Below are 12,868 nucleotides of genomic sequence, written 5' to 3'. Positions count from 1 at the left end.
TCACGTGTGCGAGGGCGGCCGCGTTTCAGGGAACGCGGCCACCCTCCGCAGGATGCGGTGCCACCGGGCGGTGTGAGCATCGGAGTTCCGCAACCCGTGTCGTGGTGAGAAGCCCTGGTGGGCAGGGCTTCACCCGTATGATGGGTGAGGTGATGGGAATCCCCAGCTTGATCTTGACGGTGTTGCAGCTGTGTGCGCTCGGCATGACGGTGTTCGCGCTCGTACACGCGATTCGCCAGCGCCCGGACGCCTTCACGGCCGTGGACAAGCTGACCAAGCCGGTGTGGATCGCGATTCTGCTGGCGTCGCTGGGCGCCCTGCTACTGGCGCAGACCCCGGTGGGGATTCTGGGTATAGCGGCGATCGTGGCCACCGGCGTCTACCTCGCCGATGTCCGGCCCAAGGTGGATGAGATCCAGCGCGGGCCGCGCTGGTAACCGCGTTCGAGACACTCGGCCGCCACTCCGGATCATCCGGGTGGCGGTCATTTTTTCACATCAATGCGCTGGCCGGGGTGAGGTGGGTTCCGGCTCGGGAACTTTTCGGGTGCTTGCACTGGCAAGCGCGGGTCGGCGCGGGTTACTGTATCTGGCAGTAACACAAAGGAGTGTCCTATGCGGGCAATGCTGCCTCACCGGGCGAACCTCAGCCGGAAGGTCCGTGACCTGGTGCGTGAGCACCGGGCGGACCTGCGCACCCGGACCTACGGCACTGCGGATCTGAATCCGCCGGCCGGTCCCTGCGAGGTCGTCCCGGTCACCGCCTCCGATGGCGCCCGGCTCCGGGTGCACGCCTACGGCCCGGCCGACGGCGATGTGATCGTTCTCGTGCACGGCTGGACCTGCTGCCTCGAATACTGGAACCCCCAGATCAACGCCTTCGCCGGCGAATACCGCGTCATCGCCTACGACGTGCGCGGCCACGGGGAGAGCGACGAGGGCACCGCCCCGCTCACCATCGACCAGCTGGCGGACGATCTCGCCGATGTCCTGGACGCCGTGCTGAAGCCGGGCCGGCGTGCGGTGCTGGTGGGACACAGCCTGGGCGGCATGACGATTCAGGCCTGGGCGGGCCGGTATCCGCAGCGGGTGCGGCGGCAGCTGCTCGCGGTGCTGCTCACCAATACCGCGGCCGGCGACCTGATCGCCGAGACCACCGTGGTCCCGTTCTTCAATCGGGGCATTGCCAGGCTGCCGTTCCTGGTCGGCCTGCTCGGGCTGAGCGCCCCGATTCTCTTCCCGCCGATCCTGCCGGTGACGTGGGTGTTCCGACGGCAGATCATGAGCCTGGCCGTGGTCGGCGACGTAGCCGCCTTCGGCCTGAACATCGTGCGCTCGTGCCCGGCGCGGGTGCGCGGCCGGTTCGGGGCCCTGCTGTCCTACCTGGATGTCGGGCGCGGGGCGGCCAAGCTGACCGTGCCGACCACCGTCATCGCCGGGTCGGCCGACGATATGACCCCGCCGGTGCACTCGGAGCGGATCGTCGAGATGCTCACCGCGACCGGCAGCCTGGACGGGTACCGGATCCTGCCGACCGGTCACCTGGGGAATGTGGAGGCGTACCGGGAGTTCAATGCCGAACTCGACCGGATCGCCAAGTCCGCGTTCGGAATCCCCGCGCGGGTGGTGGGCGCCTGAGGGGTGGGCTCGCCCACCCCTGAGGTTCCTTAACGGAGACGGCAGTCACAACGAACATAGTTGTAGAGCAAGAAGATATATCCCTGCTTGCGATTGCAAGCACCTTGGTTAGCGCGCTACGGTGGTCTGGAACACAAAGGAGTGCTCATGCTGGTGAAACTGCCAGAGGCCGGTGTCGGCGCCGACGCGCTGACCGCGCCCTTCCGCTCCGGGCTGCGGTCCCGGAATTACCGGACCGCATCGCTCAATACCCTGCGGCCCACCGAGGTCATCCCCGTTACCACGCGTGACGGCGCGAAGCTGCGCGTGCACGCCTACGGTCCGGCCGACGGTGAGGTCATCGTGCTTGCGCACGGCTGGTCCTGTGCCATCGAATACTGGAACCCGCAGATCAATGCCTTCGCCGGTGAATACCGCGTGGTCGCGTTCGATCAGCGCGGCCACGGCGAAAGTGAAAGCGGCACACGCACTTTCAGCGCCCATCAGCTCGCGGACGACCTCTCCGATGTGCTCGACGCGGTGCTGCGCCCGGGCCGGCGGGCGGTGCTGGTCGGGCACAGCATGGGCGGCATGACCATTCAGGCGTGGGCCGACCGCTATCCGCACCAGGTCCAGCATCAGGCCTCGGCGGTGCTGCTGGCCACCACCGCCGCGCGTCAGATTCCCAACCGCGCCACAGTGATTCCGCTGCTCAATGATGTGATCCCGGGCCCGGACTGGCTGGCGCTGGCGCTGTTCGGCACGCCGGTGCCGCTGCCCGGCGGTCCCGCGGCCAACCTGATCGCCAAGCATCGGCTGATGACTCCGGCCGCCACCCGTGACCAGATCCTCTTCGGCACCTCGATCGTCCGTTCCTGCCGCCCGTCGGTGCGCGCGGCCGTGGCCCGGGGTCTGCTCGAACTCGATCTGCACGGTGCCGCAGCGCATTTGACGGTCCCGACCACGGTGATCGCGGGCTCGCACGATCGGCTGCTGCCGGAGGTGCATTCGCGCGAGATCGCCGACACCCTCGCCGCCGCCGGACATCTCGACCGGTACACCATTCTGCCCACCGGGCATCTGGTGAACATCGAGGCCGAGAAGGCGTTCAATGTGGAGCTGCACCGTGTGATCCGCCGGTCGCGCCGCGCCCCGGTCGCCGTCGCCGGCTGACCTCGGAGACGACAACGCCCGCCCTGGGAAAACCGAGGCGTGTTGGCCTTTCGGGTCCTATTCGAAGACGACGGTGCGGCGGCCGTGCACCAGCACCCGGCCCTCGAGATGCCAGCGCAGGCCGCGGGCCAGCACCACCCGCTCGATATCGCGGCCCTGGCGGACCATGTCGCGCACGGTGTCGGAGTGGTCGATGCGGGTGACGTCCTGCTCGATGATCGGGCCCGCGTCCAGCTCGGCGGTGACGTAGTGGCAGGTCGCGCCGATCAGCTTGACGCCGCGGGCGAAGGCCTGGTGGTAGGGGCGCGCGCCGACGAAGGACGGCAGGAAGCTGTGGTGGATATTGATGGCCTTGCCCGCCCAGTGCTCGCACAGCTCCGACGGCAGCACCTGCATGAACCGGGCCAGCACCACGGCGTGCGGGTCATGCGCGTCGACCAGGTCGCGCACCTGCTCGAAGGCCGGGCCGCGTTCGGCCGGGTCCTTGGGGAAGGGCACGTAGTGGAACTTGATGCCGTGCGCCTCGGTCATGCCGGCCAGGTCCGGGTGATTGCCGATGACGGCCTCGATGGTGGCGGGCAGCTCGCCGCTGGTGGCCCGGCCGAGCAGGTCGTGCAGGCAGTGGCCGTCCTTGGAGACCAGCAGCACCGCGCGGCGGCGCTCACCGGAGTCGTGTACCTGCCAGTCGGTCTCCGGGCCGAGGTCGGCGGCGACGGCGGTGAAGCGGCTGCGCAGCTCGTCCAGGTCGAACGGCACGGTGGTGGCCTCGAGCGCCTGCCGGGTGAAGAACCACCCGGTTTCCAGGTCGGAGTGATAGCCCGCCTCCACGATCGACCCGCCGAAATCGGCGATGAACGAGGTGATGCGGGCGATGATGCCGGGACGATCCGGGCAGCCCAGGGTGAGCACGTAACGACGGTCGTCCAGGGTGGAACTCATACCGGATATCCTCCCAGCAACCGCCGGGCACCGGATCAAAGGGGTGATTCAGTGCTGCCGCTCATCGCATGCCGGGCGCCGCTCACAGCATGTAGAAGGCGTCGGCGTAGCGGAATTCGCCCTTGATCTCGAGCTCGTAGGCGGTGAGCGGGCGGACCTGGAAGTGGGTGGCCCACTCCGGCTGGTCGGGGACGATGCCCAGCCGGCTGCCCGGGACGAAACCGAAGCGCGGGTAGTACTCGAGGCTGCCGAGCAGACCCACCAGTGGTTCGTCGAGAGCGTCGGCGGCGCCGAGGGCCGCGTGCATGAGAGCCGAGCCGATGCCCTTGCCCTGATGGTCGGCGCGGACGCCGATCGGGCCCAGCGCCAGCACCGGGAACGGGCCGATGCCGGCCCGGGTGAGGCAGACGTGCCCGACGATCTGATCGTGGAACTCCGCCACCAGCGACAGGGTTGGGATCCAGGCGGATCCGTCGTCGCGGAGGAGATGGACCAGACCGACTTCGACGGGGTCGCCGATCGGCTCGGAAGAGGGGGTATCACCGTCGGCATCCGCGGAGCGATCGAAGGCGCTGCGGTGCACCGCGTCGATCGCGGCGGCATCGCCGGTACGTTCACGACGGATCAGCACGCCTACAAGTCTGCGCGACAACGGTGGCGGCCCGCAACGAAATTCGCCGGGCGTGTGCCAAACTCGGTGCTCATGGCACAGATTTCCCGTCGCGACGTGGCGGCGATGATCGATCACACCCTGCTGTCGCCCGATGCCACGCCCGCCGAGGTGGCCGCGCTGGTGGACGAAGCGCGCGAACTGGGCGTGTTCGCGATCTGCGTGTCGCCGTCCATGCTGCCGGTGCGTGCGCCGGGGCTGGTGGTGGCCACGGTCGCGGGTTTCCCTTCCGGCAAACATCATTCGCTGGTCAAGGGGGCCGAGGCGCGGCTGGCGGTGGACCAGGGCGCGGCCGAGGTGGACATGGTCATCGACGTCGGCGCGGCGCGGGCCGGCGATTACAACGCGGTGCTGGCGGACATCGTCACGGTGCGCGAGGCGGTCGGGGATCGGGCGCTGCTCAAGGTGATCATCGAATCCGCCGCGCTCACCGACGAAGCCATAGCCGAGGTGTGCCGGACCGCCGAGCGGGCGGGCGCGGATTTCGTGAAGACCTCCACCGGATTCCATCCCGCGGGCGGTGCGAGCGCGCATGCCGTGCGGTTGATGGCGGAGACCGTCGGCGGGCGGCTCGGGGTGAAGGCCAGCGGCGGCATCCGGAGCGCGGCGCAGGCGGCGGAACTGATCGCCGCCGGCGCCACGCGGCTGGGACTGTCGCGGTCTCGTGAAGTGCTGGAAGGGTTTCCGGACTAGCAGTCGAGCGGTTGTTGCTGCTGCTGGTTCGGATCCGCCTTCAGCTCGGTGTGCCCGCCCTGCAGCGCGACGTGCAGGCCGTCCTTGGTGACCTCGACCTTGGTGGGCTGCAGGCCCAGCGGATAGCTCTGCAGGCTCTGCGTCATGAGATCCACGATGCCCGAGACGAGATCGGTGGGCAGGCCGAAGCCGAGCAGCGAGGCCTGCAGGGTGTCGACCTCGATCTTGTCGCCGACAATCTTTGGCTTGACCTGCAATTGGGCCAGGCCGCCCAGCACCGCGAAGCTCAGCGTGCCGGAGCCGGGATCGGCGGTGGTGCCGGAGACCAAGCCGCCCAGCGTCTTCGTGATGCCATCGGTGCTCCAGGTGACATCGGCGGTGGAGCTGTCGACGGTGGCCTGCTGGCCGCCATCGGACATTTCGAGGTTTTTGAAGGTGGCGTGCACGACCATGCCCTGCGCGGGGCCGAACTTGGAGTCGTCGCTGTTCACCGTCACCGAGTCGACCTTGTGGTCGAACATGGTGAGCAGCAGCGGTTTCCAGCCGAACGACACATCGATCTTGGAGCCCATCTGCGCCTGGAACTGCGAGCTGATGCACTTCTCGACCTTGTTGCGGGCGTAGGCCTCACCGCCCGCCAGGCCGCCCGCCACCAGCAGCGTCGACACCAGGCCCACGATGAGCAGGGTCCGCTTGCGATTTCGTCGCTTGCCGGACGAGCCGCCCTGCCCGCCGCCGCCGTTCATCGGGGGCGGCGGCGTGCCGGGCGGCAGCTGCGTGCCGCCGGGCTGCGGAATCGAACCGGAGGTGCCGGTGCCGGCCGGTAGCACCGCGGTCGGCGCGGCACCGGTCGAGTGGCCCGGACCGGCGGTGGCGCCGAGAGCATAGGCCGCCTCACCCGGGTGGAGGGCCTGGGTGGGCTGTGCGCCGAGGTCGGGGGCGGGCTGGGCGCCGTGCTGGGCGGTGGGGTCGTTCCACCAGTCGGTGGCGGCGCCCTGGCCGTTGAGCACCTCGGTGGGCGAGTCGTGCTCCGCACCCAGGACTTCGGTGGGCGTGCTGTCCGGCTTGCCGAATTCGACCGCCCGCGCGGCAGGGTTGTCCGGCTGCGCGACGGTGGCGTCGCGCTTGATCGCGTCGTCCGAGGTGGGTTCCGGATTCATGGAGGCGATTCTTCCCGAGCTTTCTGAGTGAGCTCTGTGCATCCTGTGAGGTGTCGGCTCACAGGTGTGGATTGTGACATAACGCACATGGGTGCCGCTTATCCTGAATGTCATGGCTGGGTACGCGGCACCGGAGCCCGATCCGGAGTACGGATGGCGCGCGTTGCGGGAGCAGGCCGCGCGGCACGCGGGGTATTTCACCACCCGTCAGGTGCTGCGCACCGGATGTGAGGTCCGGATTCGCGACGGGTTGCGGGACGGCAGCATCCTGCGTTCGGGGGTCGGGTTGCTGCGGATGGCCGACTGGCCGGACGGGCCGCTCGACGAGTACGCCATGTGGTCGGCCTGGTTCGACGGGGCCGCGGCGGTCTCGCACCACAGCGCCGCCGAACTGCACGGGCTGGGACGGTTGCGGCCGCGGTTCGTGCACCTGTCGGCGCGGGTCGGGCGGTTCCCGCTGTCGCCGCGGCTGGTGGTGCTGCGGCGCAGCTTCGCCCGCAAGGATGTGGAGTCGGCGGGGGCCTTCCTGGTGACCACGCCGCTGCGGACCGTGCTGGATCTGGCCGAGGCCGGGATCGGGCAGGCCGCGCTGGACGAGGTGGTGGCCGACGCGGTCGCCATCCACCGCTGCGCCCGCGCCGAAATACGTTCCGCCAGTACCGCTCTGGATCCGGCCACGGCGGCCCGGCTGCACCGGGCCCTGACCCGTGCCCAGGAGGACCCGCGTTAGGGGCCTGCCGGGGTTTTCGCGGAGTGATCGTCGAGTTTTGCGGCGGCTCATTTCATGGCAGGGTGACTGTTCATGCGGACGGTCGGTGCTGACGTGTGGGACCTGGTGTTTCCGCCGGGCCCGCCCGAGCGGATCGCGGACATGTTCTCGGCGGCCGTGGTCGCCGACGCGATCCGGCCCTACGACGCCGATCTGGCGCAGTCGGTGGAGACCTGCCGCGACTGGCGGCGCGGCTACCACCGGGTTTTCCGGGGCATGACGGCGCTGGCCATCGGCGCGCCGGAGGCTTCGATCGGCATGGCCGAGGCGGGGCTGGGCGCGGTGCGCCACATGCTGCGGTTCACGGTCGGGCGCACGGTGGCGGCGCTGGACACCGTCGATGTGGACGCCGAGGCCGGCGGGACGGTCCTGGAGACCGCCGAGGTCCCGGGCGAGGCCCCCGCGGTGAAACGCCTCGAGGTGCCGTGGCGCGGGCTGCTGCTGGCCGAGGAAGCACTGCGGTTGCGACTGGCCGAGTGGCAGACCCGCGGGATTCTGGAAGCCGACTTCGTGGCGGCGATCGAGCAGGTCGTCGATCATCCGGAATGGTTGCGGCTGCCCGGTTTCCGGGTGACCGTGACCGGTGCGGACGCCGAGCTCGGACCGCTGCGGCCGCTGCTGGGGTGGGGCGCGGACGTGCTCGCGGTGGATCGGCCGGGCCGGGTGCGATGGGAGCGGTTGCGGGCGGTCGCGAAGGCCGGGGCGGGGGTCATGCGGTTCCCGGTCGCGGACGGCGAACCCGGCGTGGACATCTCCCGGAGTTTTCCCGCTCTGGCCAGGTGGATCACCGCGCACAGTGACGCCCGGCCGGTGCTCGGGTTGTATGCCGGGCTGCCCGGGGCGGCCGGTGTCCGGCTCGCCGCCGCGTCCGACGTGCTCGCCGAAACCCTGCTGCGGCATCATTCCGATGCCGCTCTGGCGCTCATCGGCTCGCCGACCGACACCTACGCCGTGCCCGCCTCCGTGGTGGCGGCGGCCCGGGATCGCTTGGCGGAGCGCGGTATCCGTGGCAGCGCCCAGGACCTCCTGCACCGCGTGGCCCCGCACTCGCTCTATCGCCTCAACTACACGCGCCCGATCTTCGACTCCGAGGGCGGGGCCTGGGGGCTGTTCGATAATCTGCCCGCCCTGGCCGGACCGGATTACGCCCTGGCCCAACGTTTTCCGCGCTGGCGGGCCGTCCTGGCCCGGGCCGCGGAGCGCACCGTGTCCTTCACGGTCGCCCCGCCCGCCTGGACCCGCAGTGTCACCCGCGAATACCCCTGGCGCACTGCGGCATACCGTGCCGCCTCCCGTTTCGGCATCGAGGTCTTCGACCCCGCCACTGCCCGCACCCTGCTGGCCGCCAAGCTGGTGGCGGATCTGTTCGGGGGCGACGAGCCCCGAAATGCCAACCCGGAGGCCCTCTTCGCCGCCGGCGCGGCCCACGGGGGTCTCTGGCGGCAGCCTTTCGCCCCGCGCTCGTTGCTGGCCCCGGCCGCGATCTCCGGCACGATCCAGGAGCTGCGCCACAAGCTCCCCTGATCCGCGCTCGGCCGGCGTACCCGTTCAGGGCAGGGGTGCGACGGCGGACCAGGGGACGGTGAGCAGGTTGTCGCGCAGGCGGCGGCGGTAGGGGTGGAGCGGAAAACCCTGCTCGCGCAGGAGGTTCGAGGCGTGCCGCCAGCGGACCCGGGGGCCGTAGGGGGCCAGGGGCGCGGCGACGGCCCAGGCCCGGTCGGCGGCGGTGAGCAGGGTGTGGATGGGTTCGCCGGGGACATTGCGGTGGATGAGGGCCTTGGGGAGGCGTTCGGCGATGTCGGAGGGGGTGCCGACGGTGAAGGGGTCCCAGGCGAGGGTCAGGGAGAGGGGTGCGGTGCGGTCGAGGAGGATCCAGGCGCAGCGGCGGCCCAGTTCGTCGCAGGTGCCGTCGAGGAGGAGGCCGTCCGGAGCCAGACCGGACTGGATGGTCGACCAGGCTTCGGGGACAGCGGATTCCGGGTACTGGCGCAGCACATTGAAGGCCCGTACCAGGCTCGGGCGCAGGCCCGCGAGTTCGAAACCGCCGCGCGCGAACACCACCCCGTCCCGGCCGGGAACCACGCGCTCCGGATCGATCTCGAGGCCGACCACCCGCAGGTCCGACCGGACGGTCCGCAGCCGGGCCGCCATCTCCAGGGTGGTGACGGGGCTGGCGCCGTAACCGAGATCCACCACGAGCGGATCCGCGGCATCCAGCAATCGCCCGGCGACGAGGGAGTCGTGCGCCATCCAGCGATCGCCGCGGCGCAGCCGGTTGATGCCGGTGGTGCCGCGGGTGATCGTGCCGATCGGCTTGGCTACGCGACGGGGTGCTGCTGATCCAGCCAAACCTTCGTCACCTCGGCTTCGGCGCGGAACAGGTCCACCAGGTTGACCAGCATGAGCTGTTCGAGCCTGCGCCCGAAGAACGGAAGGTGGACCTGGGCCCGCGAGGAGGTGCGCAGCGTGCAACCGGTCTCGGTGGGGAACAAACGCATGGTGCCGCCGAGAGTGCCTGGGCTGTTGGGGATTTCGGCGGTGTACTGGCCGGTCACCTCGGGTCCGTAGGGGCCGTAGGTTTCCCGGCGGGTGATCACCATGTCCCTGTGCACCACCATCTGCGCCATCTCGGGCAGGGTGTCGCGGGGTAACACGTGCCGCAGTTCGATCGTGATGCCATGGTCCCCGGAGTCGAGGCTGACGACGTCGTTCGGGGAGTGCTTGCGCAGCTCCTCGATGCGGGCATCCCAGTGCTCGCGGTTCGTCATCGCGGCGTACACCTCTTGCGTGGTGTGCAGCGGATACCGCGCGGAGTAGTCGAGTCGGCGTGCCACGAGCGCTCAGGTTACTGCCGGGCGACCCCGGTCAGTGTGACCTTGGGGCGGGTCGGCGGCTGTGAACCGGGGTGCTCAATGCGAACTCAGCCAGGCGTCGGTGAACTCGGCCTCGCGCTCCAGCAGCTCGGTGAGGTGCTGCTGGATGGCGGCCTCGATCTTCTTGCCGAACAGCGGGATCTTCACGTCGATGGAGCCGTCCACCACGAAGGTGGAGCCGGAGCCGTCGTCGGTGACGATCAGGGTGCCGTTCACGGTGGCGGGCGCGCCGTCCACGCGGGCCTCGACGGTGCCGCCGCTGCCGTGCCAGGTCTCGGTGCGCGGAATGGTCAGGCCGTCGGGCTTGATCGCGGTGATCTGCGCGGGCAGCTCTTCGGCCGGAATCGTCTGCACCATGTCGACGCGCACCTGGTCACCGGTGATGACCAGGCTCTCGATACGGGCATTGGGGCCGCCGACCGCCTCGATGCGGTCCTTCCAGTACTGCTCGTCGGCGAACGCCGCGCGCACCGCGGCCATGGGATGTGTCGAGTGCGCAGTGAAGGCCAGAGGTGTCGCCATGGTCGGACAGGCTACCGTCTGTGCCTGTGCGTACTTCTCGGGTGGTGTCGTTCGACGACCTGCGGGACCGGTTGGCGGCGACCGGTGCGCGGCTGCGTGCCGCGGTCCCGTTGGCGGAGCTGACGACCCTGCGGGTCGGCGGTCCGGCCACGGTCGCCGACTGCGCGACCACCGATGCCCTGGTGGCGACCGTGCGCGAACTGGACGCGGCCGGAATTCCGGTGCTGCTCATCGCGGGTGGCTCCAACCTGCTCATCGGCGATGACGGGTTCGACGGGGTTGCCGTGCGGATCGCGACCGAGGATGTCGAGATCACCGGTGACACGGTGATCGCCGAGGCGGGCGCGAACTGGGACGCGGTGGTGGCCGCGACCGTGGCGGCCGGTTCGGGCGGTCTCGAATGCCTGTCCGGAATTCCCGGTTCGGCCGGTGCCACACCGGTCCAGAACGTCGGCGCCTACGGCGTCGAGGTGGCGAGTTTGCTGCGTCGGGTGCGGTTGCTGGACCGCGCGACCGGCGAGATTCGCTGGGCCGGGCCGGCAGAGCTCGGATTCGGTTATCGCACTTCGGTTCTCAAGCACAGTGACGCCGCCGTGGTGCTCGCGGTCGAATTCGCCCTGCGTGCTGACGGTTCCAGCGCGCCGCTCGCCTACCGCGAACTGGCCAACGCGCTCGGTGCGACCGAAGGCGAGTCCCGGCCCGCGGCGGAGGTGCGCGCCGCGGTGCTGCGTTTGCGGGCGGGCAAGGGCATGGTGCTGGATCCGGCGGATCACGACACCTGGAGTGCGGGATCGTTTTTCACCAATCCCGTGATTCCGGATGCACAGGTGGCCGCGGTGCGCGCGGCGATCGCGTCACATCTGGGGGCGGACGTGGCCGTGCCCACCTATCCCGCGGACGGCGGGGTAAAGTTCTCGGCGGGCTGGCTCATCGAGCGCGCCGGCTTCGCCAAGGGCTTTCCGGGCGACGGGTCTCCAGCGCGGTTGTCGACCAAACACACACTGGCGCTGACCAATCGGGGCGCGGCTACCGCGACCGATCTGGTGACCCTCGCCCGCACGGTTCGCGAGGGGGTTGCTGAGCGCTTCGGCATTCATCTGGATCCGGAACCCGTGACCGTGGGAGTCAGCCTGTAGCGAGTGGCTTTCGCCACCAATTCAGCGTCCGGAATACACGGTTTGCGGGGGTAGGGTCGAGCAAGTGAGTAATCGAGGACTGTCCCGCCGGGCGGCCGTGCGGGCCGCTCTGGTGGCGTCGACGGCAGTGATCGCGGCGGCGTGTTCGTCGTCGAACAAGGGTGGTGGCGGCCCCGCGCAGCCGGCCGCTCCGGTCGCGTCCGTCAAGCTGGAGCCGGGTAGCGGCACCGACAATGTCAACCCGACCACCGCGGTGTCGGCGACGGTCAGCAATGGCCGCATCGATCAGCTGGCGCTGACCAATTCCAATGGCAAGCAGGTAACCGGCACCTTCGATGCCACTCACAGCAAATTCACGGTGAACGAACCGCTCGGCTACGGCGCCACCTACATCTGGTCCGGCACCGCCATCGGCACCGACAACAAGCCGGTGGCCATCGACGGCAAGTTCACCACCATCAGCCCCAAGAACACCGCGCCCGCCACCATCAATATCGGTGACGGCCAGGAGGTCGGCATCGCGGCGCCGATCATGCTGCAGTTCAAGGGGCACGTCGAGAACAAGGCCGCGGTCGAGAAGGCGCTCGTCGTCACCGCCACCCCGGAGACCGAGGGCTCGTGGGCGTGGCTGCAGGACGACAACGGCGGCTCCCGGGTGCACTGGCGGCCCCGCGAGTACTGGCAGCCGGGCACCACCGTGCACGTCGGCGCCAAGCTGTACGGCCTGGACATGGGCAGCGGGCTGTTCGGCGACTCCGACCTGACCTCCGACTTCCGCATCGGCCGCGCCCAGATCGTGAAGGCCGCCGCCCCCACCCACCGCGTCCAGGTGGTGCGCGACGGGCAGACCGTCTTCGACTTCGCCTGCAGCTACGGCGAAGGCAACCAGGACCGCAATGTCACCCGCTCCGGCATCCACGTGGTGACCGAGAAGTACGAGGACTTCATGATGTCCAACCCGCCGTTCTACACGAACGTGCGGGAACGCTGGGCCGTGCGCATCTCCAACAATGGCGAGTTCATTCACGCCAATCCGGAATCGGTATCCGCCCAGGGCAATTCGAACGTCACCAACGGCTGCATCAACCTCAGCCCGGCCGACGCCCAGGCCTACTTCCCGACCGCCCTCTACGGCGACCCGGTCGAGGTCACCGGCACCCGCATCCAGCTCTCCGCGGCGGACGGCGACATCTACGACTGGACCATCGACTGGGAGACCTGGAAGGGCCTCTCGGCGCTGCAGGGCGAGCCGAAGAACCAGATCTCGGCCACCCCGCTCCCGCCCCAGCCCGTCGGCGGTCGCTGAAAACCCTTCCG

General features: G+C 69.6%; 14 protein-coding genes. 8 read left to right on the top strand and 6 right to left on the bottom strand.

All coding sequences use genetic code 11. The features are described 5' to 3' along the window. Window positions 1-140 precede the first annotated feature (140 nt). From AB0L60_RS29450 to AB0L60_RS29440, 3 genes are all read left to right on the top strand, one after another. The gene (locus tag AB0L60_RS29450; protein WP_354847175.1) at window positions 141-437 is read left to right on the top strand and encodes a DUF2516 family protein; all 297 of its coding nucleotides are present in this window, start codon (window positions 141-143) and stop codon (window positions 435-437) included. Window positions 438-614: 177 nt separating this feature from the next. Further along, complete coding sequence (locus AB0L60_RS29445; protein ID WP_364620284.1) at window positions 615-1,637, top strand: alpha/beta hydrolase; 1,023 nt, start codon at window positions 615-617, stop codon at window positions 1,635-1,637. Window positions 1,638-1,784: 147 nt separating this feature from the next. After that, complete coding sequence (locus AB0L60_RS29440; protein WP_364620282.1) at window positions 1,785-2,789, top strand: alpha/beta hydrolase; 1,005 nt, start codon at window positions 1,785-1,787, stop codon at window positions 2,787-2,789. Between the two features lie 57 nt (window positions 2,790-2,846). Here the strand turns inward: AB0L60_RS29440 and purU are convergent, their stop codons facing one another. Both purU and AB0L60_RS29430 read right to left on the bottom strand, forming a co-directional pair. Next, entirely contained in the window at window positions 2,847-3,728 is an 882-nt protein-coding gene (purU, locus tag AB0L60_RS29435; protein ID WP_364620280.1) for a formyltetrahydrofolate deformylase, read from the bottom strand. Between the two features lie 82 nt (window positions 3,729-3,810). Further along, on the bottom strand, window positions 3,811-4,359 hold the full coding sequence (locus AB0L60_RS29430; protein WP_364620277.1) for an N-acetyltransferase: 549 nt from the start codon (window positions 4,357-4,359) through the stop codon (window positions 3,811-3,813). A 72-nt stretch (window positions 4,360-4,431) separates the two neighbouring features. Between AB0L60_RS29430 and deoC the strand changes: the two genes are divergently transcribed. Beyond that, complete coding sequence (deoC, locus tag AB0L60_RS29425; RefSeq protein ID WP_364620275.1) at window positions 4,432-5,091, top strand: deoxyribose-phosphate aldolase; 660 nt, start codon at window positions 4,432-4,434, stop codon at window positions 5,089-5,091. Here deoC and AB0L60_RS29420 read toward each other — a convergent pair. After that, on the bottom strand, window positions 5,088-6,251 hold the full coding sequence (locus AB0L60_RS29420; protein WP_364620272.1) for a DUF2993 domain-containing protein: 1,164 nt from the start codon (window positions 6,249-6,251) through the stop codon (window positions 5,088-5,090). The genes deoC and AB0L60_RS29420 overlap by 4 nt on opposite strands. Window positions 6,252-6,363: 112 nt before the next feature. Between AB0L60_RS29420 and AB0L60_RS29415 the strand changes: the two genes are divergently transcribed. Together AB0L60_RS29415 and AB0L60_RS29410 are read left to right on the top strand one after the other, a co-directional pair. After that, window positions 6,364-6,981, top strand: a complete 618-nt coding sequence (locus AB0L60_RS29415; RefSeq protein ID WP_364620270.1) for a hypothetical protein — start codon at window positions 6,364-6,366, stop codon at window positions 6,979-6,981. 72 nt (window positions 6,982-7,053) lie between these two features. Then, window positions 7,054-8,544 carry a hypothetical protein gene (locus tag AB0L60_RS29410; RefSeq protein WP_364620268.1) on the top strand — a complete coding sequence of 497 codons (1,491 nt, stop codon included), beginning with the start codon at window positions 7,054-7,056 and terminating at the stop codon, window positions 8,542-8,544. A 24-nt stretch (window positions 8,545-8,568) separates the two neighbouring features. Here the strand turns inward: AB0L60_RS29410 and AB0L60_RS29405 are convergent, their stop codons facing one another. The 3 genes from AB0L60_RS29405 to AB0L60_RS29395 form a co-directional block, all read right to left on the bottom strand. After that, a complete protein-coding gene (locus AB0L60_RS29405) occupies window positions 8,569-9,369 on the bottom strand; it encodes a class I SAM-dependent methyltransferase (protein WP_364620265.1) in 801 nt (266 codons plus the stop codon). After that, a complete protein-coding gene (locus tag AB0L60_RS29400) occupies window positions 9,339-9,854 on the bottom strand; it encodes a DUF2505 domain-containing protein (RefSeq protein WP_364620262.1) in 516 nt (171 codons plus the stop codon). Before AB0L60_RS29400 ends, AB0L60_RS29405 begins: the two co-directional genes overlap by 31 nt. 75 nt (window positions 9,855-9,929) lie before the next feature. Then, a complete protein-coding gene (locus AB0L60_RS29395; RefSeq protein ID WP_364620260.1) occupies window positions 9,930-10,415 on the bottom strand; it encodes a DUF2505 domain-containing protein in 486 nt (161 codons plus the stop codon). A gap of 41 nt (window positions 10,416-10,456) precedes the next feature. Between AB0L60_RS29395 and AB0L60_RS29390 the strand changes: the two genes are divergently transcribed. Both AB0L60_RS29390 and AB0L60_RS29385 read left to right on the top strand, forming a co-directional pair. Further along, the gene (locus AB0L60_RS29390) at window positions 10,457-11,551 is read left to right on the top strand and encodes a UDP-N-acetylmuramate dehydrogenase (RefSeq protein ID WP_364620488.1); all 1,095 of its coding nucleotides are present in this window, start codon (window positions 10,457-10,459) and stop codon (window positions 11,549-11,551) included. A gap of 64 nt (window positions 11,552-11,615) precedes the next feature. Continuing rightward, window positions 11,616-12,857 carry an Ig-like domain-containing protein gene (locus AB0L60_RS29385; protein ID WP_364620258.1) on the top strand — a complete coding sequence of 414 codons (1,242 nt, stop codon included), beginning with the start codon at window positions 11,616-11,618 and terminating at the stop codon, window positions 12,855-12,857. Window positions 12,858-12,868: the final 11 nt, after the last annotated feature.

The sequence above is a fragment of the Nocardia sp. NPDC051981 genome (genome assembly GCF_040680715.1).
In the GTDB taxonomy this organism is placed as follows: domain Bacteria; phylum Actinomycetota; class Actinomycetes; order Mycobacteriales; family Mycobacteriaceae; genus Nocardia.
Note: the sequence above shows the minus strand (reverse complement) of the source record. Positions and strands in the feature narration are given on the sequence as shown.